Source organism: Rhizobium sp. BR 362 (genome assembly GCF_036528765.1).
GTDB lineage: Bacteria > Pseudomonadota > Alphaproteobacteria > Rhizobiales > Rhizobiaceae > Rhizobium.
Window position 1 is genome coordinate 97,846 of record NZ_JARWGH010000007.1, and the last position, 22,819, is coordinate 120,664.

Genomic DNA, 22,819 nt, shown 5'->3' on the forward strand with positions numbered 1-22,819 from the left:
ACATTGCGCTTTCAAATGGAACCGCTGAAGGAATGACCTGAATTCAAGGAATTAGCGCGCAAGGCTTACGCAAAGCGACCGCTTTCCTCTTTCGGAACGATATAGACGCGCAGAGGCTCGCCGCGGCCGCGAACGGCGATCTCACGGCTTTCAATGCCGGCAATATCCACGCCGGAGAGGCTCGCCACCGGCTCGGAGAAGACCAGCGCGCGGTCGAATTCCTTCGCGACGCTTTCGAGCCGGCTCGCCACGTTCACGGTGTCGCCGATCGCCGTCACGTTCTTGACATTGCCGTAGCCCATCGAACCGACCACCGCCAAGCCGGTATGAAGACCGACGACGACTTCGAGCGGGACCGTCAGCTCGTCCGCCAGCTCTTCGCCGAGTTTGTCGATTTCCCTGATGATCTCGGCGGCGGCTTTGAGCGCCTGCCGATTGGCATCCTGCGGCGTGGTGCGCAGGCCGAACAATGCCATGGCGCCGTCGCCGATAAACTTGTCCATCCGGCCGCCATTGTTCTCGATGATACGGCCGACGATCGCGAAATAACGGTTCAGTAGGAAGACGATATCGAAAGGCAGGCGCGACTCGGTCAGCGTCGTGAAATGACGCAGATCGCAGAAAAAGACGACGATCTCACGCTCGCGGCCAGGGCTTGCCGTCTGGCTGTAGACGGGAATGGTCGATTCCGCCATCGGCGTCAGAAGCGGCACGACGCTGATATTTCCCGTCGGACGTAACTGGCAGGCGAGACGGACATCCGGCGTGGCGCCGATGCGGTTCAACGTCTTCTGTTCCAGCGCCTCAGGCGGCGGCAGATTGTCCGCGCCTTCGATGATCTGGACGCGGCAGGTGGAACATTGGCCCTTGCCGCCGCAGACGGAATAATGAGGGATGCCGCCGAGGCGGCTTGCTTCGAGCACGGTGAAACCGCGGGGCGCATGCACGACTTCGCCGCCGGCGTAGCGGATCGCCACCTGATGCTGCCGTTCGCGCACCCTGCGATGGGTGCGGAAAGCGAAAAGGCCGATGATGGAAGCGCTGAAAGCACCGTAGAAACCGGCGCGATAAGGCCATATGGCGCTGGCCATCTGGCGGCCGGGTATGGACCCGGTCTCGCCATAGCTGCGCATGTCGCTGTAATAGCCGCCCCGAAATCCGCGCTCATCGTTCTGCGCCGCCTCATGCGACACTGTTCGGCCCATAGCGGCAAAACCGAGCAGGGCAAGCACCGGCAGCACGATGGCGAAAGACAGCATGATGGGGGCAATGGCCGTATACCAGGAACGGTAGCGCAGCCAAAAATGGATACCGATACAGCCATGGATCCAGACGACCACCAGGACGATTGCCTGGCGCACGCCGTTTACCGGCGATGTGATCCAGAGACTGTGCACGATGGCGCGGTAATTGTCGTGATAACCATAGACGGAGTGCAGAATGCGCGTACCGATAATATGGTCGATCAAGAGTACCGGAACCAGCAATCCGGTGACGATCTGGAAGGCCTCGCCGGGCGGCATGACGAGCGTGCGGCGCCTGTAAAGCATGCGCAGCACGAGCAGAATATGGACGATCAGCGCGCCGTAGAAAAGGACGGTGCCCACCGGATTGCGCCAGACGGCCATGAACCAGTGCTGCGCCTGATCGGCAGCACTCAGCGAAATCAATCCGAGAGAATGATTGGCCAGATGCATGGTCACGAAGACGAAGATGACCAAACCGGAGCCGAGGCGGAACTTTCGCGCAATACGATCGGAGATGATGGGTGTTCTCGCCTCGGTGGTCATCAAATCCAATTTATATTGCCCGTTCACAAACGAACGGAAAGCGGTTATCGCCTAATCCTCTAGCTCCAATGCCGCATGCTGTCGAGGATGCGGCTTTTGAAGCGGGAGCCTTATCGTCAAGCAAGCCGTCGGAATTCGGGCGTTTTCCCGGCCAAACTATCACTTTATTGTCAACTATTCGTGCGCGCCATGAAGATCGCCTTCTATGCTCCTTTGAAATCCCCCAATCACCCGGTGCCGTCGGGCGACCGGCTGATGGCGCGCCTGATCATCGCAGCATTGGAGATGGCGGGACATAAGGTCGAGATCGCCTCCGAGTTGCGCAGTTTCACGCCGGCGCCGCAAGACACGTCCCGTCCTGAGATCGATCGAAAGGCAGCGGATGAAACCGATAGATTGCTGGAGAAATGGCGCACGGAGCCGCCGCCTGATCTCTGGCTCACCTATCATCCGTACTACAAGACGCCCGACCTGATCGGGCCGCTCGCCGCGGCATCGCTTGGCATTCCATACGTCACCGCCGAGGCATCTTATAGCAGGCGGCACGATGATCGCGGCTGGGGCGAAAACCAGCGCCTGATCGCCGAGGCCGTACGGCAGGCTGCCGTCAATCTCTGTTTTACCGAGCGCGACCGGATCGGCCTCTTGGATGCCGTGCCTGAGGGACGCTATGCGCGCTTCCTGCCGTTCATCGATACGGCGCCCTTTGGGCCGGGGGCCGATGACGTCGCCCGGCATCGGCTGATATCAGTCGCAATGATGCGGCGCGGCGACAAATTCGATAGCTATACGATGCTCGCGCAGGCGCTGGAACTAATCCGGGACCGCGACTGGACGCTGACCGTCGTCGGCGACGGGCCGATGCGAGGGGAGGTGCGGACGCTGTTCTCCGTGTTCGATGCCGACCGCATTACCTGGCTCGGAGAACGTTCAACGCCGGAAATCGTGACCGAGCTGCGGGCAGGGGGCATCTATGTCTGGCCGGGCTGCGGCGAAGCCTACGGACTTGCCTATCTCGAAGCACAGGCCGCCGGGCTGCCCGTGGTGGCGCAGGCGACCGCCGGCGTGCCGGAAGTGGTTATGAACGATGTCACGGGTTTTCTGACGCCCGAGGGCGATCCAAGAGCCTATGCAGACGCGATCGCGCGTTTGCTCGACGACGACCGGAAGCGCCGGGCGATGGGCAAAGCGGCCTACCGCTTCGTTCATGAGGAGCGGTCGTTGACCGCCGCCTCGAAACGACTTGAAGCCATCCTGCGGAAGCATTTGGGAGATTCCTATTATGAGCGATAGAGCCATATGGCAGCCTCTGCGCGACGAATTGCAGCGCTGGGCCGATGCCGGCCGAAGGGCGACGCTATGGTTTCGCGACGACGATGCCATCGAGCCGACCGCGGCGCTCGACCGTCTGCTGGCGCTGTCGGATCGTTACGCCGTGCCGACGACGTTGGCAGTGATCCCCGCCTATACCGGCGAGCCGCTGGCGATGCGGCTGGCGAGCCAGAAAGCTCTGACGGTGACCGTTCATGGCTGGACGCACCACAACTACGCGCCAGACGAGACGAAAAAACAGGAACTTGGTCCGCATCGTCCGCAAGCGATCATCCTCGATGAGCTCCGCCGCGGCGTTGACAAGCTGAAGGCGCTCTATCCCAGCCAATTCGCTCCGATACTAGTGCCACCATGGAATCGCATCGACAAGGCGTTGCTTCCCGAGCTCGCCGCCTTCGGATACGGTGCCGTTTCCGTCTACGGATTGGCGAAACCGGATCAGCCGATCGCGCTGATCAATACCCATGTCGACATCATGGATTGGCATGGGACGCATGGCGGCCGGCCACATGGAGAGCTGGTCGGTTATCTCGTGCGGGAACTACAAAATCGTTTCGACGGCAACAATGAGCCGATCGGCATCCTCACCCATCACCTCGTTCACGACGCCTTGGCGTGGGATTTCATTGCAACACTCTTCGAAGAGACGGCTGCTCAGACGGCGGTCGACTGGCGCCACGTCGGCGCCTTCATGGGTTAACTGCGCGGAAGCGCGGTCTTGCTCCGAACCGCTGCTTCGCGTTTGGCGCTTCAAAGCTCGAGCAGTTGACCGTCGAAGGAGGCAAAGGCGCCCGGGAAGCTTGCCCGAGCATCTCGCTCCATCTCCTCCAGCTCCTTGTCCGTGCGTGCCGGCGCGTGGTGGAACAGCGCGAGGCGCTTCACGCCCGCTTTCTTCGCCAGCTTTACGCCTTCCTGCCAGGTGGAATGCCCAAAGCCTAGATGTTTCGGCATTTCCGGCTCGGTGTAGGTCGCGTCATAGACGGCGAGATCGGCATCCTTCATCAGCGAAAGTGCGGCTTCGTCCAGCCGACCGGCCATATGCTCGGTATCGTAGACCAGCGCGATGATCCGGCCCGCCCATTCGACACGGTAGCCGATACAGCCGCCGGGATGATTGAGCTTGGCGGTATGGATCACGATGCCCGGATGCGGCTTCAGCGTATCGCCGGCGACGAAATCGCGAAACTTCATGGTCGCGCGACAAATATCCGGTTCCACCGGAAACCAGGGCGGTCGCATGAATTGACCGATCAGTTGCCGCGTCGTCGTCTTGCCGGCCAGATGGCCCGACCAGATATCGACGCTGACCTTCGGGTCATAGATCGGATTGAAGAAAGGCAGACCGATAATGTGATCGTAGTGCGAGTGAGTGAAGAACACATCGACGTCGCGAACACCTGCTTTCGCAAGCGACAATGCCGCTTCCCGCGCGCCGGTGCCCGCGTCGAAAATCAAGTGTCTGCCGTCATGCTGCAATTCGATGCAGGATGTATTCCCGCCGTAACGCTCGAATTCCGGTCCCGATACGGGGATACTTCCCCGCACGCCCCAGAACTTAAGCTCGAAATTATCGTTTTTCATAGAAGTTTTGACACCATTCCCCTTTCCGTCAACGTAAGCACACTTTTCCTATCGTGCGAAGCCAGCAATTTTCGCAAAAGCCATACTCCCGTGAAAACCAAATCCCGCTGTTTCATCAGCGCGGATGTTCGGCCAATGTTCAATAATGAATCGCACAGAAGCTAATATAGGTATGAGACGACAAAAAAAGATAAAGCTTCAAGCAACAAATGATGAGTTCGACGTTCAAGCGTCGCTTCTTTGATTTCGCCGCCGTCGGATCTGTCTAATGCCTTTACCTCGAGAAGATCGATCAGCCTCGTGCTAAGCTTACAGCGTTGCCGCTGACCTTGCTGCCTGCTCGTAATAGCCCGACAGAGCTCTCAAATGCGATGCTATACCGGAAAGATCATCCTGGGACAGGCCGGAAAGCTTTGTTGCTTCGACGAGCAGCCGTTCACGGATTTCGGAATAACGCGTCAGCGCCTCCAGGCCCCTGTCAGTCACCTGGATCATCTTTTCCTTGCCGGTCTTGCCGGTTTTGACGAGGCCGGCGGCCTGAAGCTTCTTTACGGCGTAGTTGGCAACATGGGTATCTTCGATGTCGAGCACGAGACAAAGATCGGACAGCGTCTTCGGCCGTTCGCGATGGCGCACCGAATGGATGATCAGGATCTCGATCGGCGATAGGCTCGGCACACCGGCAGCTGCCATGCACCGCACCATCCAGCGGTTAAATGCATGCGAAAAGAGGATCGATCCGTACTCCAGTTCGGAGAGGGCCGGGGAACTGCCAACCGCCAGATGAGCGGATGACACGATCAAGTCGCGAGGAGATTTCGGTTCCTTCAGCTTGCTCAAAGAGCCCTCACATATCCAGGTTGAAGAAGCAGACTATCGGGCAAAGGCAAGTTTCTATGCCCCCGGCTTGCCGTAGCCGCCACCGGTCGGGGTGACGACGGTGAAGGCCTCACCCGCGTCCAGCACCGTATGGGCGGCGCCGATCAGCTCCTCCATCGCACCGTCGTTGCGCCGGACATAGTTGCGGCCGGTCTGGCCGGGTTCACCGCCCTTGACGCCGAATGGCGCGACGCGACGATGGCCGGAGAGTATGGCAAACTCCAGCTTCTCGCGGGTGCGGATGGTCCGCTGCGTGCCGTTGCCGGCGTTCCATTTGCCACGGCCGCCGGAGTTCGCACGAATGTGGAAATCCTCCAGCACCACGGGAAAGCGGGTCTCGAGAATTTCGGGATCGGTCAGGCGTGAGTTGGTCATGTGCGTGTGCACTGCATCCGCGCCGTTGAAGCCGGGACCGGCCGGCGCGCCGGAGCAGATCGTCTCGTAATATTGATAGGCGTCATTGCCGAAGGTGAGATTGTTCATCGTGCCCTGGGCAGCGGCAAGCGTGCCGACGGCACCAAACAGGCAGTTGGTGACGGCTTGGCTGACCTCGACATTACCGGCAACAACGGCGGCGGGATATTTCGGCGTCAGCATCGTCCCCTCGGGGATGATGATCCGGACCGGCCTCAGGCAACCGGCATTCATCGGGATATCGGCCTCGACCAGCACGCGGAAGACATAGAGAACGGCCGCGCGGGTCACCGGCTGCGGCGCGTTGAAATTGTCGGCGCGCTGCTCCGAAGTGCCGGTGAAATCCACCGTTGCCTCACGCTTGTCCCTGTCGATCGAAATCTTGACGACGATCTTGCAGCCCTGATCCATCTCATAGCTGAACTCGCCATCCGGCAGGCGATCGAGAACGCGGCGCACGCTTTCCGCGGCATTGTCCTGGACGTGGCCCATATAGGCATCGACCACCTCTTCGCCGAAGTGGACGATCATCTTTTTCAGTTCGGCGACGCCCTTCTCGTTGGCGGCGACCTGCGCCTTCAAATCGTTGACGTTCTGCGCCAGCGTGCGCACCGGATAGCGGGCGCCGGTCAGCAGTTTCGCCAATTCGTCTTCGCAGAAACGGCCGCGATCGAGGAGCTTGAAATTGTCGATATAGACGCCTTCCTCCTCGATATGGGTGGCAAGCGGCGACATGGAGCCGGGCGAGATGCCGCCGATATCGGCATGGTGGCCGCGGCTGGCGACCCAGAAACGAATATCCTTGCCGGCATCATCGAAGACGGGCGTGCAGACGGTCAGGTCCGGCAGATGCGTGCCGCCATTATAGGGCGCGTTGATCAGGAAGACGTCGCCGGGATGAATGACCGGGTTTTCACGGATGGCAGTCGCGACCGAGGCGTCCATGGAGCCGAGATGCACCGGCATGTGCGGTGCATTGGCGACGAGATTGCCTTCGGCATCGAAGACCGCACAGGAGAAGTCCAGCCTCCTTGATATTGACCGAATAGGCGGTGTTCTGCAGGGTCACCCCCATCTGCTCGGCGATGGACATGAAGAGATTGTTGAAGATTTCCAGCATCACCGGATCGGCCCTGGTGCCGATGGCGGTGCGTTCCGGCAAAGCCTTGATGCGGGTCAGAATGATGTGATCCTTTGCCGTCAACTTTGCCTGCCAGCCATCCTCGATGACAATGGTCTGGTTCGGCTCGATGATGATGGCCGGTCCGGTCACCGTCTGGCCCGGCAGGACCGCCTCACGTAGCACGACGGCCGCGTCATGGCTTTCGCCTTGAGAATGGAAGGATGTGCGGCGGGCCGCGTCGGCTTCGCCTTGACCCCTCTCTTTCCGCTCGGCGTCGATCTCGGCCGCAGCGCCTCCGATGGTCTCGACTTCGACCGCCTCGACCACCAGCGGCTTATCCTCGGCAACGAAACCGAAGCGGCGCTTGTGCAGCACTTCGAATTCGCTGCGCAGCCGGGCAGGGTCGTCGATTGCGGGAAAGACGACCTCAACCGCCAGCATTGTATCCGTGCCGGCATAGCGGATGTGAGCGCGCTGGACAGTGCGGATATCGCCCGGCGCCACGCCTTGCGCCTGCAGTTCCGGCACGCATTCGCCCTGCAATTGCCTGCCCAAAGCGGCAATGGCTGCCGGCGCGGCATCGTCGAGTGGCACGCCGAGCGCCTTCTGCCGCGTAGCCCTGATATCGGCGAGGCCCATGCCATAGGCCGAAAGTAGACCCGACATCGGATGCAGCAGAATGCTTTTCATGCCAAGCGCATCGGCGACAAGGCACGCATGCTGTCCGCCGGCGCCGCCGAAGCAATTGAGTGCGTAGCGCGTCACGTCATAACCGCGCTGCACCGAGATTTTCTTGATTGCTTCGACCATATTGGCAACGGCGATGCGGATGAAACCGTCAGCCACTTCCTCCGGACTGCGGCCATCGCCGATCTCGGCGGCCAGCGCGGCGAACTTGCCGCGCACCGTCTCAACATCCAGCGGCTCGTCCTGGTACGGCCCGAAGATCGCCGGGAAGAATTCCGGCAGCAGCTTGCCAGTCATGACGTTGGCATCCGTCACCGCCAAGGGTCCGCCATTGCGGTAACACGCCGGGCCGGGGAAAGCGCCGGCGGAATCCGGACCGACACGGAAACGGTCGCCGTCGAAATGCAGGATCGAGCCGCCGCCGGCGGCCACCGTATGGATCAGCATCATCGGCGCGCGAACACGGACACCTGCGACTTCCGTCTCGAACGCGCGCTCATATTCGCCATCGAAATGTGCCACATCCGTCGACGTGCCGCCCATGTCGAAACCGATGACATTGGCGAAGCCCGCCTGTTCGCCGGTCTTGGCAAGACCGACCACGCCGCCCGCCGGGCCGGAGAGAATGGCATCCTTGCCCAGGAACATGTCGGCGGCGGTCAGCCCGCCGGACGACATCATGAACATGACGCGCGCGCCCGTGCGAGCAATATCAAGCTCTTCTGAGACTTGGTTGATGTAACGGCCGAGCACCGGCGAGAGATAGGAATCGACCACGGTCGTGTCGCCGCGGCCGACCAGCTTGATCAGCGGCGAGACCTCGTGGCTGACCGAAACCTGTTTGAAACCGAGCCGTCTTGCAATCTTGGCAACGGCCGCTTCATGCGCCGGAAATTTATAGGCATGCATGAAAACGATCGCGATGGCGCGATAGCCTTTGCCGCGCAGATCCCGCAATGCGGCCTCCGCCGTCTGCTCGTCAAGGGCAAGCTCCACCGTGCCGTCGGCAAGCACGCGTTCCGCGATCTCGACCACGTCATCATAGAGCGCTTCCGGCTTGACGATTTCGGTCGCGAAGATCTTCTTGCGCTCCTGATAGCCGATGCGCAGCGCATCACGAAATCCCCTGGTGGTCACCAGCGCCAGACGCTCGCCCTTGCGCTCCAGAAGCGCGTTGGTGGCAACCGTCGTGCCCATCCGCACTTCGCCGATCAGGCCGGCCGGGATCGGCTCGCCATCCGTCAGGCCAAGATGCAGGCGAATGCCGTAAACGGCGGCGTCCCGATAGGCCTCGGGATTTTCCGAAAGGACCTTGCGGGCATGCAATTCCCCTGACGGATCGCGTCCGACAATGTCGGTAAAGGTGCCACCGCGATCGATCCAGAAATCCCAATGACCCGCTGTGCTGTCCGACAAGATTGCCTCCACCAAACCGCCTAAACTTAACTTATAAAATATCGATAAATCGTCGATGTTTTGTCGTCAAGCATAGATCATCGTCGGCTTGGGCAGGGAGCGAAACGTAACGCTCGGCCCCAAATCGGCATTAATGGTATCGGCATACGCACCAGAGATGATATTTGTATTGCGCATACATCGATGTGAAACAGCATCGGGAAGATTCGCGCGCCCACAACGGACGCTATTCAGTACCTTCAGCGTCAAAATTTCAGCTAGACCATCAAGAAATGACCACTTCGCCTCTTTTTCTCGGTTTTCCAGATCGCCTCGCCGATGGCCGCATGCCCCGTGCCGTGATCTTCGGAGCGGGTCACGGCAGTACCTATCCTTTTAAGGACAGCAGCGGCTATGCCTTGGCCGCCGACGCCATTCGCGCTGCGAGCCAGGATGATGCCGCACTTGTGGAGCACTGGGATTTCGATCTTGGCGGACCGCTATTCGACGGCAAGCCTATCAGTTGTATCGACGCCGGTGATATTCCCACCATCATGCATGACAATTCGGGTAACCGAGCCCGGATCGAGGCGAAGACGCGCGAGGTCCTGGCATCATCAGCCGTACCGATCTTGCTTGGCGGCGACTGCTCCGTAACCATTCCCTTCTTTGCCGGTTTTGTGGGACATGGGCCAGTCTGGGTGCTGCAGATTGACGCCCATATCGATTGGCGCGATGAGGTGCTTGGTGAGCGCTACGGCTATTCCAGCCCGATGCGTCGGGCGAGCGAGATGCCACATGTCGCCGGCATCGTGCAGGTTGGCCTTCGTAGCGTCGGCAGCGCCCGGCTAACTGACATCGAAGCGGCGCGGCATTATGGAAGTCACTTCGTGACCGCTCGGGAAGTTCATACCCAAGGCGTTGAAGCCGCACTCCGGCATATTCCGGCGGGAGCGCAGGTCGTCGTCACCCTCGACTGCGACAGCCTGGATCCAGGCATCATGCCGGGCGTGGCGGCGCGTACGCCTGGTGGCCTCACCTATACACAGGCCATTGACCTGATCGCCGGTCTCGGCAAGCGGGCCAGAATCGCGGGATTCGATCTTGTCGAGTTTTATCCCCACGCCGATATCGATGGCCTGTCAGCCCTGACCGCCGCGCGCCTTCTCGTTAATGTAGTCGGCACTGTCGTCCGGCAGGTTTGAAAGCCGCCGTCGGGAGAATGCTCCCATGCGACTAGGCGTCTAATGCAAGCCGCCGACGCCAAGCAGGCGTTCGACGGCGCTGTGATCCTGGGACAGGGCATCGGGCGCTCCCTGCCAGGCCAGCCGTCCACGCTCGAGGATGATGACCTGATCGGCGAAATCCAGCGCGCTTTGGATGCGCTGTTCGACCAGCAGAATGGTCATGTCGCCCGTCTTGGCGAGATTGGCGAAAGCAACCATCAGTTCTTCGCAGATGACGGGTGCCAACCCCTCCAGCGGCTCGTCAAGGAGGAGCACGGAGGGACGGCCGAGGATGGTCCTTGCCGTTGACAGCATCTGCTGTTCTCCGCCCGAAAGCTGGCTGCCGAGATTTCTGCGGCGTTCCTTGAGGCGGGGAAACATGTCGTAGGCTTCCTGCAAGGCGGCCTTCGGACGGCCTTTCAGACCAACGGAGAGGTTTTCCTCGACCGTGAGCGTCGGGAAAACATCGCGCGTCTGCGGCACATAGCCAAGACCGTGATGCGCCCGCTTGGCGCTCGGCAGGCCGGTCACATCGGTGCCGCCCAGGCGAATGCGACCGTCATAGCGGCGCGTCTGGCCGGCAAGCGTCGCAAGCAGCGTCGTCTTGCCCATGCCGTTGCGGCCAAGCACCGCGAGCCGTGCACCGGCGGGAACGGCAAAGGAGACGCCTTCCAGCACCCGCGTTGGCCCATAGCCGGCGCACAGATTTTCCACCTCAAGCGGCGTGGCCGGCATTGGCGTAACTCCCGAGATAAGCTTCGCGCACCCGCGCATCCCTGGTGACGTCGGCAGGCGAGCCGTCAAAAATGATGGTGCCGGCGGCTAGCACCACGACACGCTTGGCGAAGCGGAAGACCAGATCCATGTCATGCTCGATCATCAGCACCGCGAGATCGCCGGGCAGATCGGCGAGTGCCTGCTCAATACGCCCGGTATCGCTCTGCGGCACGCCGGCAGCGGGTTCGTCGAGCAGCAGCACCTTCGGCTTCAGGGCCATGGCAACGGCAATCTCCAGAAGTCGCTGCTGCCCATAGGCGATCTCGCTGACTCTGCCATGCATGAGATCGGCGAGACCTAATGTGTCGAGCAGCTCGCTGGTCTCGGCCATGACGTCGTGCATGGCAAGGAAATTGCCGAACATGCGACCGGAGCGGCCCGAACGCTGCAAAATGGCGAGGCCGACATGCTCGGCCGGCGTCATGTCCTGAAAAAGCCGCGTCACCTGGAACGAGCGCACCAGCCCGCGCTGGACACGGCCGATGGCGTCGACCTTGGTCACCGTCTCGCCGCCAAGACGGACGTCTCCGGAGTCCGGCCGCAAATTGCCGGTGACGAGATTGACGAACGTGGTTTTTCCGGCGCCGTTTGGCCCGATCAACGCCACGCGATCGCCCGCTGCCATCGACAGGCTGACATCGTTGGTCACCGCCAGGCCCCCGAAAGCCTTCTTCAGATGATCAACCTCGAAGATCGCGCTCATGAAAGGGCCTCCCGCCTGCGCGCGAGATAGGCTGCGGTCGTGCCGTAGATGCCCTTCGGCGCGAATAGGACGACAAGGATCAGCAGCAAGCCGACAATCGTCAGCCAATGGAAGGGATTGGCGGCCGAGACATAATCTTCGAACAGCATGAAGATCACGGTGCCGGCGAGTGCTCCGAACAGTGAGCCGGTGCCCCCGAGCACGAGCATGACCAGCGCTTCGGCCGACTGCGTGAAGGAAAGGCTGTCGAGACCGACCACCTGGGTCGAGATTGCGTTCAGCGCACCACCGACGCCGGCAACGGCCCCCGAGATGACATACATCTTGATCAGCGCAGCCTTCGGCGAGGCGCCCATGGCGCGAATACGCAAGGGATCTTGCCTGATGCCACGGCAGAGCATGCCAAAGGGTGAGCGCACGAGAAAGCGCAGCAGGATCAAAACGATCAACAAAAGTGCTACAGCATAGATATAAGCCGTGTGCCCATAGAGATCGAATTCGAACAGGCCAAACAGCGGCTCGGTGGAGATACCGGAAAGTCCGTCGCTGCCGCCGGTCCAGTCAGAGGCCTTGTTGGCGAATTCATGGAAGAGATAGATCAGCGCGATCGACAGCACGAGCTGCGGCAGGCCCTGCGCTCTGAGGATGACGACGCCGCAGATCAATCCGGCAATCGCTCCACCAATGATGCCGGCCAATGTCATGATCAGAGGATCGTTGATGCCGTAATGCGCCGAAACGATACCCGCGGCATAGGCGCCGGCCCCGAAGAGAGCCGCATGACCGAGCGTTGCCACGCCGCAATAACCGGTCACCAGATCGAGCGACAAAACCAACAGGGCAATCGCGATCAATCGTGTCAAAAGCGCGAGATTGTCGGGGAACAGCAGATAGCCGGCAACCGCCAGCACAAGGATGATTGCTACGGCAATGACGTCGCGACCGAGTGCCCGGCGTTTGCTGGTGGCGGCGATGGCCGCAGTGTTCATGGTCAGTGCCATTTCATTTCGCCCTTCCGGCAAGGCCGCGCGGGAAGACGCAGACGATGGCGATCACGGCGAGATAGAAGAAGAATTCTCCATATTCCGGCATCAGATAGCGGCCGGTCGTATCGATGCAGCCAAGGATGAGGCAGGCAAGCAGTGCCCCGGAAATGGAGCCGGCCCCGCCGACGGAAACCACCACGAGGAAGGTCACCATATAACGCAGGGCATAGTAGGGCTCGACCGGCAAAAGCTCGGCGCCGACCACCCCGCCGAAAGCGGCAAGCCCCACGGCGACCGCGAAGCTGACGGCATAAACGATCTCCGTGCGCACTCCGAGGGCGGCGGCCATCGCGGCATTGTCGACAGAGGCGCGAAGTTTCACGCCGAACGAGGTCTTCTCGATCGTGTACCACAGCGCCAGCGCGACGATGAGGCCGCAGACGATCGCAAAGAGGCGGTGCGTGCCGATGGTGCGGAAGCCGAGGTTGACGGAACCCTGCAACTCGTTCGGCAAGGGAATGGTCTTCAAAGTCGGCCCAAAGACATAATTGGCGATACCGATGATGCAGAAGGTGATGCCGATGGTCATCAGCACCTGCGTCAATTCTGGCGCCCCATAAATGCGGCGGTAAAGCAGCCGCTCGATCGGAATGGACATGATCACCGTGCCCACGACAGCAAGCAGCACCGCCGCCGCATAGCTTATGCCAAGATCACGCGCCGCATAAGAGGCGATGTAGCCCCCGATCATGGCGAAGGCGCCGTGCGCCAGATTGACGACGCGCATCAGCCCCATGGTGATGGACAGGCCGATGGAAATCACGAACAGCACCATGCCATAGGCGAGGGCATCCACTGCTATGCTAAGCACGGTTTGCATGATGCTGGTCCGATTACCTTTTCTGGTCCTACCTTAATCCTTCCCCATAGGAGCGAACGCAAGCCGTCCGCTCTCCAATCAATCTGGAGAATGGGGCGGAGGCCGACCTATTTCGCCGCAGGAAGGCCCGGATCGCCCTGCTTTTCGAAGGTCTGGATTTCCTTGTTGATATATGTGCCGTCAGCCGTCTTGGCGACCTCGCGCAGATAGATGTTCTGCGTGATGTGGCGGCTCTCCGGATCGATGGTGACCGGACCGCGCGGGCTCACCCAGGAAAGGCCCTTCACGGCATCGACGGCCTTCTGGGCGTCCTGTTTGCCGCCGGTCGCATCGATCATCTTGTAGATGACATGCATGCCGTCGAAGGCGCCAACGGCGGGGAAGGTGAGTTCGGCGGGATTGCCGATCGCCTTGCCGGCGGCGGCAACAAAGGCCTTGTTTTCCGGAGAGTCGTGCGAGATCGAATAGTGGAAGGTGGTCTGCATGCCGAGGGCCGCGTCGCCGAGCGCCGGCAGGTCGGATTCCTGCGTCAGGTCACCGGGCGCAAAAAGCTTGATCCCGGCGCTCTTCAGGCCGTTTTCGTTGTAGGCCTTGACGAAACCGAGCGTGGTCGGACCGGAGGGCAGGAAGGCAAAAACGCCCTGCGCGCCGGAATCCTTGATGCGTTGCATGATCGGGCTGAAATCATTGGTCGATAGCGGCATGCGGACGGTCTCAACGACCTGACCGCCCGCCTTTTCGAAGCCCGCCTTAAAAGCATTCTCGGCATCGAGGCCTGGCCCGTAATCGCTGACGACGGAGATGATCTTGCTGACGCCGCTGTCATGCGCGACCTTGGCGATCGGCGTCGACGTCTGCCAGGTGGTGAAGGACGTGCGCACCACCAGCGGGCTTTTGGTGACGATCGCCGAGGTGGCGGCATTGAAGATCACCATCGGCACATTCGCCTGCTTGAGGATCGGCGTCACGGCCATGGCGTCCGGTGTGAAATAGAAGCCGGCGAGGTATTGCACATGCTCCTTGACGACCAGTTCCTGCGCGGAGGATTTCGACTGTGCCGGGTCGGCCTGTGGCACGTCGCGATAGATCACCTGGATCTCGTCGTTGCCGACCTTGTTGCCATGCATAGCCATATAGGTATCGATGCCCGCCTTGAAATTCTTGCCCTGCAGGGCGAACGGGCCTGAAAACGGGCCGATGACGCCGATCTTGATCGTGTCGGCATAGGCAGCACTGCCCATGGCGATAGCCGCAATCGCGGCCAAAACGAGCCGTCTCATATTTTCTCCTCCCACAGCCAGCCTACTCCCGAACCAGCTTGCTTTGATGAACCTCTGTAACTGCCAATCTGGCATGTGAAATGGTAATGTAAAATGAAATAAAAGCTCATATCCATAATTTAGAAGTTATGTTTAGCGTTTGGATTTCAGCCTAAGAAGCCACTCCCAATTGCTTCACCTTGCCGATCAATTCATGCGCCAATCGCAGCGACGCGGCCGTTGCCATCACCATCGGTGGCATTAGCAGCCACTCCAGCGTCCAGGCAGCGCCCGAGCGCTCCTGCTCGTGCATGAGGGATTGATGGATGCCGGAAAGCTGAACGGCATTGAAGCGGGCGAGCGATACGAGTGCTTCGGCGGCGACGGGGTTCTGTTTGTGCGGCATGGCCGAGGAGCCGCCACCGCCGGCGAGCTCGATTTCGTTGCCGGCCTGCGCGAGGAGAGCAATATCCTGGCCGATCTTGCCGAGACTGCCGGAAATCAGCGAGAACAGATTGGCGAGTTCGGCAATCTTTGCCCGCTGGCTCTGCCATTGCGGTTCGTCAGTGAGGTCGAGTTCCTGCGCCATCGAGGCACGAACGGCCGCAGCTTTGGATCCCAGCTTTTCCAGCGTGCCGACCGCCCCACCGAACTGGATCGGAAAACTCTCCTGCGTCAGCCGATCGCGGTACTTGTCCAGCGGGTCGCGCCAGGTGCGCAGCCGGTCGGACACGGTGATCGGAATGGCTGCCTGCATACGGGTATGAGCGATCAGGCGATTCGAACCGCATTGCTTGTCGAGTTTTCCAAGCGCCGCAGTAACGGCAACGAGCCGGCCGGTGAACAGGAAGGCCACCGCCTTCAGACGCATCATCAAGCTGCTATCGATGACATCCTGGCTAGTGGCGCCGAAATGCACATGCTGCGCAGCCTCGCCGCCGACCGCTTTGCGCAATTGCTTCACGATATCCGGGACCACGGCGCCATCCGTCGCCGTTGCGGACTTCAGGCTAGAAATATCCGGCTGGAATTCCGCGCAAACCTCGACAATTCGCTTCGCGGCTTCTTGCGGAATGACACCATGTCGCGCCTCGGCTTTCGCGAGTGCTGCCTCGAGTGTCAGCATGGCACGGATATCGGCTTCCACTGAAAAATATGCCGAGACCTCCTCGTCGCCAAGGAGGCCGGAGAGAAACGGATGTTCGAAGGCGGAAATGCTCATGGCCTATATATCGAGGAAAACCGTTTCCTTGTCGCCCTGCAAATGCACGTCGAACGTATAGACCGACCCTTCCTGGCTGGCGATCAGGGTGGCAACACGATCGCGATGTTCGATCCGGGCAAGCAAGGGATCCTCTGCATTGGCTTCTGCCTCGTCCGGAAAGTACATGCGCGTATGCAGGCCGATATTGATGCCGCGCGCGACGATCCACAGCGTAATATGCGGCGCCATGCGGCGGCCGTCCTTATAGGGAACGCGCCCGGGCTTCACGGTCTCGAAGCGGAAGACGCCATCTTCGGCGCTGGTCGGGCAGCGGCCCCAGCCGACGAAATTCGGATCGGCCGTGCCGCGCATCTCGGAAGGGCTGTTATACAGCCCGGCGCTGTCGGCCTGCCATATCTCGACGACCGCATCCTTCACCGCCGCCCCGGCACCGTCGAAAATCCGGCCCTTGACCGTAATGCGTTCTCCAAGCGTCCTGTCGTTAATTAGGGATATGCCGAGGTCGGCGTCATAGACACCACCGATCTCGCAAAAATTGGGCGCCAGTCCGATATGGACATAGGGACCGGCCGTCTGCGACGGCGTTTCCTTGAGGTAGCCGATTTTCTGGACCATTAGTTCCCCTCCAGGCGGTTTTCGAACAGGGTCGAGCGGCGGCCGCGCAGTACGATATCGAATTTATAGGCGCGGGCATCCATCGGGATCGTATTGCCCCAGTCGAGCGGCGCGATGAGCTGTTCGATTGCCGCTTTATCCGAGATCGTGCCGACGATTGGACATTTCCAGATCATCGGGTCACCCTCGAAATACATCTGGGTGATCAGCCGCTGCGCAAAACCGTGGCCGAAGACCGAGAAATGAATATGCGCCGGCCGCCAGTCGTTGACGCCGTTCGGCCAGGGATAGGCACCCGGCCGCACCGTGCGGAAGGCATAATGGCCGTCCTCGTCGGTGATGGCACGACCGCAGCCGCCGAAATTCGGGTCGATGGCGGCAAGATAGGTTTCTTTCTTGTGGCGATAACGCCCGCCGGCATTGGCCTGCCAAAATTCGAGCAGAACGCCGGGAGCGGGCCGACCCCGCTCGTCCAGCACGCGGCCATGCACGATAATGCGCTCGCCGATCGCGCTTTCACCTGGCTTGGCGAAGTTGTGGATCAGATCGTTGTCCAGTTCGCCGAGAATCGAATGTCCAAATACCGGACCGGTGATTTCGGAGATCGTTCCGTCCAGTGATAATAGGGCTCGTTGCGGCGAGCGGAGAATCGAGGTCTTGTAGCCGGGCGCGAAGGCCGGTGGATGCCAGGCACGATCGCGGGCGAAAAAGGCGCCGGTCTCCGGTTTGCTGTTGATTTTGTCGGACATGTCTGCCTCGTCTCAAGCCGCCTTTTCGGCGTCCATCTGTTCGAAAACCTGTTTGGCGATCTTGATCGCGTGGTTGGCTGCCGGCACGCCGGCATAGATTGCCACATGCAGCAATGCTTCGCAGACATCGTCCCGCGTCGCGCCGGTATTGCTCGTGGCGCGGACGTGCATCGCCACCTCGTCATCCTGGCCAAGCGCTGCCAAAAGCGCGATCGTCACGATCGAGCGCTCGCGCTTGCTAAGCGTCGGGCGCGACCAGACATGTCCCCAGGCAGCCTCCGTGATTAGCTCCTGGAACGGCCGGTCGAAATCCGTCGATCCCGACTGGACGCGGTCGACATGGCTATCACCGAGCACGGCGCGGCGTGTCGCCATGCCCTGAAGATAGCGCTCGGACGGGGCAAGGGGATCATTCATGGGCTTTTTCTCCATGCAACGCGAAATCGATGAAAGCGCGGATCACGGCAGTCAGCGCTTCGGGCTGCTCGACACAAGGAATGTGTCCGGCGTCCTTGATTACCTCATAGCGGGCGTTCGGAATGAGCTTGGCGGTCGACAGCACCAGCTCCGGCGGCGTCGAGCCGTCCTGGTCGCCGACGATGCAGATGGTCGGCACCGCAATGCTCTTTGCCGCCTCGGTGAGATCGGCGTCGCGAAGAGCGGCGCAGGTGGCGACGTAACCTTCCACTGGTTGGCGGATCAGCATGTTGCCGTAGCCGCCGAAGGCAGTGTTCTCAGGGCGGCGAAAAGCGGGCGTGAACCAGAGTTCGAGAATACCGTCGGCAATCGACTCGATACCCTCAGCCTCGACCTTGGCGATGCGGTTGTTCCAACTCTCCACAGTACCGATCTTATGGGCAGTGTCGCAAAGGACCAGCGCCCGCACCAGATCCGGCCGCTGCCGATAAAGCGATTGCGCAATCAGTCCGCCGACCGAGAGGCCGCAGATGACCGCGTTTTTCACCGCGAGCAGATCAAGCAGTCCGGCAAGATCGGAGGCATGATCCTCCATCGTGTAGGGCATCTGGCCGAGATCGGAGAGGCCGTGCCCGCGCTTGTCATAGAGCACGATGGCAAAATCGCCGGCGAGCCGCACGATCACATCACGCCAGATGCGGAAATCGGTGCCGAGCGAATTGACGAAGACAAGCACCGGCTTGTCGCCGGCAGCACCGATGATCTGGTAGTGGATGGTGACGTTATTGATGCGGGCGAACTGCACTGGAAGTCTCCTCGGCAACGAGATTGGAGGTTTAATTTGGTTAGGTAAAATGATATTTCATGGCTTTTCAATAACTTCAAGGTTATGGAAGCCGTGATCGACTCCCGCGTCAAATTCCGCCATCTCCAGACCTTTGTCGAGGTCGCGCGCCAGAAAAGCGTGATCAAGGCGGCCGAACTCCTGCATGTCAGCCAGCCCGCGGTGACCAAGACTATCCGAGAGCTGGAGGAGGCGCTGGGCGTCGCTGTTTTCGAACGCGACGGGCGCGGCATCAAGATCACTCGCTACGGTGAAGTCTTCCTGCGCCATGCCGGGGCGGCGCTGACGGCGCTCAGACAAGGCTTCGACTCCGTGTCGCAGGAGCGGTCCGGCGAAGCGCCGCCGATCCGGATCGGAGCCTTGCCCACCGTCTCGACGCGGATCATGCCGCGGGCGATGGAGCTGTTCCTGAAGGAGGAGACCTGGAGCCGCATCAAGATCGTCACCGGTGAAAACGCCGTATTGCTGGAGCAGCTCCGCGTCGGCGATCTCGATCTCGTCGTCGGGCGCCTCGCCGGTCCCGATAAGATGGCCGGCTTTTCCTTCGAACATCTTTATTCCGAACAGGTGGTTTTCGTGGTGCGGGCAGGGCATCCGCTGCTTGCGGCGAAACAATCGCTGTTTTCCAATCTCGGCAAATACACCATCCTGATGCCGACGCGTGGCTCGATCATCCGGCCCTTCGTCGAGAGCTTCCTGATCGCCAATGGCGTCGCCAACCTGCCGAACCAGATCGAGACCGTATCGGATTCCTTCGGCCGCGCCTTCGTCCGATCGAGCGATGCCGTCTGGATCATCTCGACCGGGGTCGTCGCCGGCGATGTCGAGGACGGCTTGCTCAGCCTGCTGCCGATCGACACCAGCGAAACCAAAGGTCCCGTCGGGCTCACCATGCGCACCGACGCCATTCCTACCATGCCGCTATCGATTTTGATGCAGACGATCCGTGAGGCGGCAAGCGAAGTGACAAAGAAAAGTTAAACTGCTTAATACGGCAGACCGACATAGTTTTCCGCGAGAGCCGTCGAGGCGGCGCGGGAATGGGTGAGATAATCCAGCTCCGCCTCCTGGATCTTCTGGTCGAAATCGCTGGTGTCAGGGAAGCGGTGCATCATCGTCGTCATCCACCAGGAGAAGCGCACAGCCTTCCAGACGCGAGCAAGCGCGTGGGTGGAATAGGCGTCCAGGCCGGTGTTGGACCGATCCTGATAATGTTCGGCAAGGCCTGAGAAAAGGTAATGCACATCGCTTGCCGCAAGGTTCAGACCCTTGGCCCCCGTCGGCGGCACGATATGAGCGGCGTCACCGACGAGGAACAGGCGACCGAAGCGCATGGGCTCGGCGACGAACGAGCGCAACGGCGCAATCGATTTTTCGAATGAGGCTCCTGTGATCAAGGCCTCAGCATGGTGCGCCGGGAGACGGCGGCGCAGTTCGTCCCAGAAGCGATCGTCACTCCAGTTTTCGATCTTCTCATTCAGCGGACATTGTATGTAATAGCGGCTGCGCGTCATCGACCGCATGGAACAGAGCGCAAAACCACGCGGGTGGTTGGCGTAGATCAGTTCGTGATTGACCGGCGGAACGTCGGCGAGCAGGCCGAGCCAGCCAAAGGGATAGATCTTTTCGAAGCTGCGGATCGCTTTTTGTGGAACCGACTTACGACTCGCGCCATGAAAGCCATCGCAGCCGGCGATAAAATCGCAATCAATGCGGTGTGTTACCCCATCTTTCTCGTAGGTGACATAAGCTGCACTTCCGTCGAAATCACGGGGCTGAACATTGGCCGCATCGTAGATAGTCAGGGCGCCGCTCTGTTCGCGATGGGCCATCAAATCGCGGGTAAGTTCCGTCTGACCATAGATCATGACGCGCTTGCCGCCGGTGAGACCATGGAGATCGATGCGATGATCGCGGCCGTCGAACGCCAGTGAAAAGCCGTCATGCGATAGGCCTTCGGCATGCAGGCGCGCACCGGATTTCGCCCTGTCCATCAGCCCAACCGTGCCTTTCTCCAGGACGCCGGCACGGACGCGTGCGAGAATATGGTCCTTACTGACGCGATCGACAATGACGTTGTCGATGCCGGCTTCCGCCAGCAATTGGCCAAGAAGCAGGCCGGATGGACCCGAACCGATAATGGCCACCTGAGTGCGCATGATCTCCTCCCATGCTTCGTCTTTTTTTGAATTCTGCGCGGCGGCGAGAGCCTCAACAATGGACATTTCGCCCAAGAAATTGCACAAATCGAACATAGCGGAGGGAGAGAGCCGTGCTGAAACCGGTGCCGACTTATGAACTCTACGGTGAAAATACGGGCAAAAAACCGCATTTCTGGCTGCACTGCGAAACGATCCCATCGCGAAGCAGCCTGCATCATTGGGAAATCCGACCACATCGCCACGAGAGCTTCTTTCAGATCCTATACATAGATGCCGGCTCCGGCGATGCAATCTTTGACGGCGAAAGCCACGCCATCATGCCGCCGGCGGTCATCACCATCCCGCCTCGTCTCAATCATGGTTTCCGTTTTTCCAGGGACATCGACGGCTTCGTCATCACCGTGCTGATCTCGCATCTCAAGGCAGCGCCCGGTGATCGCAGCCGGCTTGGCGAATGGCTGGCGGCGCCGCATCTGACGCCGCTCGACACGTGCAATGGCGACGCCGTTCATGTCGCCGGAACGTTGAAGCGTCTCGGTGAGGAATTCGCCAATCGCCGCAGCGGCCGCAATGACCTGCTCGAAGCCTATCTGACCTCGGCGCTGCTTCTGACTGCCCGTCTTTCCCAGCATGGAGGCGAAGGGCAGGGTGCGTCCGATGAAGGTGAGCGGCGGATGGAGATGCTATACGGCCTCATTCAGCGGCATTTCCGCGCGCACCAGCCGGCCGCCTTTTACGCCGAAGCGCTCGGTATCTCACCGACGCATCTGAACCGCATCGTCCGCGCCAAAACCGGCCATGGCGCCCATGAGCTGATCGCCCGCAAACTGGTCGAGGAAGCCAAGCGTGAATTGGTCTTTACCCTGGGCAGTGTGCAGGAGATCAGCTATCGCCTGGGCTTCACCGATCCCACCTATTTTTCGCGGTTCTTCCTGAAGCAAACTGGCGAAACGCCGCGTGCCTGGCGCATTGCCGAACGCGCGAAGCTTGGCATGTAACGCGTTAGCGCAAAACCAGCCGCAACATTTTTTGTGTTTCCCGCAGCAGTGGCAGATAGCGCTCCGCCATATCGGCGGCGGTTACATAGGCGGCCGGTGCGCCGATATTGATGGCCGCAACCGTCTGCCCACGATCGTTCTCCACAGGAACGGCGATAGAGCAGAGGCCGATTTCCAGCTCTTGGTCGATGACGGCATAACCTTTGGCCCGTACCTGGCGAAACTCGGCCATCAACGCTTCCGGATCCGTCTTGGTATTCGGCGTGTTGGCCTTGATCTCTGTGCGGGCGAGCACGGCGCGCGCCTCGTTTTCCGGCAAGGCGCTCAGCAGCACTCGCCCCATGGAGGCGCAATAGGCAGGCAGGCGGCTGCCCGGAGTAAGATTGATCGACATAACCCGACGCTGCGAAGCACGAGCGATATAGACGATCTCGGTACCGTCCAGAACCGAAGCCGAAGCATTGTGACCGGCGCGTTCCGACAGCTGGTCGAGATAGGGCTGGATGAGCGTCGGAAGCGGAGTCGCCGACAGATAGGCATGACCAAGCCGCAGGATTTTCGGCGTCAGCGTGAAGAACTTCCCGTCGTAGTCGGCATAGCCGAGTTCGGCGAGCGTCAGCAGCGAGCGGCGCACGGTGGCGCGATCGAGTCCCGTCAGCTTCGAAGCCTCGGCGATCGATAGTCTCTGGCGCGTTTCGCCGAAGGCTTCGATTGTTTTCAATCCTTTGGCAAAGCCGCTTACGAAATCGGTTTCACGCATAGTCTGTCTCCAAATGC

At 60.4% G+C, this 22,819-nt stretch carries 20 protein-coding genes and 1 pseudogene; 5 read left to right on the top strand and 16 right to left on the bottom strand.

The window, feature by feature from the left end:
* Positions 1 to 65 precede the first annotated feature (65 nt).
* Complete coding sequence (locus QDY28_RS12595) at positions 66 to 1,790, bottom strand: adenylate/guanylate cyclase domain-containing protein (protein WP_331382233.1); 1,725 nt, start codon at positions 1,788 to 1,790, stop codon at positions 66 to 68.
* Positions 1,791 to 1,979: 189 nt separating this feature from the next.
* Between QDY28_RS12595 and QDY28_RS12600 the strand changes: the two genes are divergently transcribed.
* On the top strand, positions 1,980 to 3,083 hold the full coding sequence (locus QDY28_RS12600) for a glycosyltransferase family 4 protein (protein ID WP_331382022.1): 1,104 nt from the start codon (positions 1,980 to 1,982) through the stop codon (positions 3,081 to 3,083).
* Positions 3,073 to 3,822: a polysaccharide deacetylase family protein gene (locus QDY28_RS12605; protein ID WP_331382023.1), complete on the top strand. Its 750-nt coding sequence runs from the start codon at positions 3,073 to 3,075 to the stop codon at positions 3,820 to 3,822. Before QDY28_RS12600 ends, QDY28_RS12605 begins: the two co-directional genes overlap by 11 nt.
* A gap of 50 nt (positions 3,823 to 3,872) precedes the next feature.
* Here the strand turns inward: QDY28_RS12605 and QDY28_RS12610 are convergent, their stop codons facing one another.
* The 3 genes and pseudogenes from QDY28_RS12610 to QDY28_RS12620 form a co-directional block, all read right to left on the bottom strand.
* Positions 3,873 to 4,703 carry an MBL fold metallo-hydrolase gene (locus tag QDY28_RS12610; RefSeq protein ID WP_331382024.1) on the bottom strand — a complete coding sequence of 277 codons (831 nt, stop codon included), beginning with the start codon at positions 4,701 to 4,703 and terminating at the stop codon, positions 3,873 to 3,875.
* 309 nt (positions 4,704 to 5,012) lie between these two features.
* Positions 5,013 to 5,558, bottom strand: coding sequence for a winged helix DNA-binding protein (locus QDY28_RS12615; RefSeq protein ID WP_442967512.1), 546 nt, complete (start codon positions 5,556 to 5,558; stop codon positions 5,013 to 5,015).
* Between the two features lie 39 nt (positions 5,559 to 5,597).
* Positions 5,598 to 9,234 (bottom strand): annotated as a pseudogene (locus QDY28_RS12620) (hydantoinase B/oxoprolinase family protein).
* 260 nt (positions 9,235 to 9,494) lie between these two features.
* On the opposite strand from QDY28_RS12620, the gene QDY28_RS12625 reads away from it, so the two are divergent.
* Complete coding sequence (locus tag QDY28_RS12625) at positions 9,495 to 10,406, top strand: agmatinase (RefSeq protein ID WP_331382026.1); 912 nt, start codon at positions 9,495 to 9,497, stop codon at positions 10,404 to 10,406.
* A 39-nt stretch (positions 10,407 to 10,445) separates the two neighbouring features.
* On the opposite strand, the gene QDY28_RS12630 is transcribed toward QDY28_RS12625, so the two are convergent.
* From QDY28_RS12630 to pcaD, 10 genes are all read right to left on the bottom strand, one after another.
* On the bottom strand, positions 10,446 to 11,162 hold the full coding sequence (locus QDY28_RS12630; RefSeq protein WP_331382027.1) for an ABC transporter ATP-binding protein: 717 nt from the start codon (positions 11,160 to 11,162) through the stop codon (positions 10,446 to 10,448).
* Complete coding sequence (locus QDY28_RS12635; RefSeq protein ID WP_331382028.1) at positions 11,143 to 11,907, bottom strand: ABC transporter ATP-binding protein; 765 nt, start codon at positions 11,905 to 11,907, stop codon at positions 11,143 to 11,145. The genes QDY28_RS12630 and QDY28_RS12635 overlap by 20 nt, the downstream gene beginning before the upstream one ends.
* On the bottom strand, positions 11,904 to 12,908 hold the full coding sequence (locus QDY28_RS12640; protein WP_331382029.1) for a branched-chain amino acid ABC transporter permease: 1,005 nt from the start codon (positions 12,906 to 12,908) through the stop codon (positions 11,904 to 11,906). The genes QDY28_RS12635 and QDY28_RS12640 overlap by 4 nt, the downstream gene beginning before the upstream one ends.
* A 1-nt stretch (position 12,909) precedes the next feature.
* On the bottom strand, positions 12,910 to 13,773 hold the full coding sequence (locus QDY28_RS12645; protein WP_331382030.1) for a branched-chain amino acid ABC transporter permease: 864 nt from the start codon (positions 13,771 to 13,773) through the stop codon (positions 12,910 to 12,912).
* Between the two features lie 107 nt (positions 13,774 to 13,880).
* Positions 13,881 to 15,053, bottom strand: coding sequence for an ABC transporter substrate-binding protein (locus QDY28_RS12650; RefSeq protein WP_331382031.1), 1,173 nt, complete (start codon positions 15,051 to 15,053; stop codon positions 13,881 to 13,883).
* Between the two features lie 151 nt (positions 15,054 to 15,204).
* Positions 15,205 to 16,254, bottom strand: a complete 1,050-nt coding sequence (locus tag QDY28_RS12655) for a 3-carboxy-cis,cis-muconate cycloisomerase (RefSeq protein ID WP_331382032.1) — start codon at positions 16,252 to 16,254, stop codon at positions 15,205 to 15,207.
* Between the two features lie 3 nt (positions 16,255 to 16,257).
* The gene (gene pcaG, locus QDY28_RS12660; protein ID WP_331382033.1) at positions 16,258 to 16,872 is read right to left on the bottom strand and encodes a protocatechuate 3,4-dioxygenase subunit alpha; all 615 of its coding nucleotides are present in this window, start codon (positions 16,870 to 16,872) and stop codon (positions 16,258 to 16,260) included.
* Complete coding sequence (gene pcaH, locus QDY28_RS12665) at positions 16,872 to 17,621, bottom strand: protocatechuate 3,4-dioxygenase subunit beta (protein WP_331382034.1); 750 nt, start codon at positions 17,619 to 17,621, stop codon at positions 16,872 to 16,874. Before pcaH ends, pcaG begins: the two co-directional genes overlap by 1 nt.
* 12 nt (positions 17,622 to 17,633) lie before the next feature.
* Positions 17,634 to 18,038 (bottom strand): 4-carboxymuconolactone decarboxylase, encoded by a 405-nt coding sequence (gene pcaC / locus QDY28_RS12670; protein ID WP_331382035.1) that lies wholly within the window; start codon positions 18,036 to 18,038, stop codon positions 17,634 to 17,636.
* Positions 18,031 to 18,843, bottom strand: a complete 813-nt coding sequence (gene pcaD / locus QDY28_RS12675; RefSeq protein WP_331382036.1) for a 3-oxoadipate enol-lactonase — start codon at positions 18,841 to 18,843, stop codon at positions 18,031 to 18,033. The genes pcaC and pcaD overlap by 8 nt, the downstream gene beginning before the upstream one ends.
* 93 nt (positions 18,844 to 18,936) lie before the next feature.
* Between pcaD and pcaQ the strand changes: the two genes are divergently transcribed.
* A complete protein-coding gene (gene pcaQ / locus QDY28_RS12680; protein WP_331382037.1) occupies positions 18,937 to 19,863 on the top strand; it encodes a pca operon transcription factor PcaQ in 927 nt (308 codons plus the stop codon).
* 5 nt (positions 19,864 to 19,868) lie between these two features.
* Here the strand turns inward: pcaQ and pobA are convergent, their stop codons facing one another.
* The gene (gene pobA, locus QDY28_RS12685; protein WP_331382038.1) at positions 19,869 to 21,041 is read right to left on the bottom strand and encodes a 4-hydroxybenzoate 3-monooxygenase; all 1,173 of its coding nucleotides are present in this window, start codon (positions 21,039 to 21,041) and stop codon (positions 19,869 to 19,871) included.
* Positions 21,042 to 21,154: 113 nt separating this feature from the next.
* Here pobA and QDY28_RS12690 point away from each other — a divergent pair, with 113 nt between their 5' ends.
* Positions 21,155 to 22,042 (top strand): helix-turn-helix domain-containing protein, encoded by an 888-nt coding sequence (locus QDY28_RS12690; RefSeq protein ID WP_331382039.1) that lies wholly within the window; start codon positions 21,155 to 21,157, stop codon positions 22,040 to 22,042.
* Between the two features lie 4 nt (positions 22,043 to 22,046).
* Here the strand turns inward: QDY28_RS12690 and QDY28_RS12695 are convergent, their stop codons facing one another.
* On the bottom strand, positions 22,047 to 22,802 hold the full coding sequence (locus QDY28_RS12695; protein WP_331382040.1) for an IclR family transcriptional regulator: 756 nt from the start codon (positions 22,800 to 22,802) through the stop codon (positions 22,047 to 22,049).
* Positions 22,803 to 22,819 lie beyond the last annotated feature (17 nt).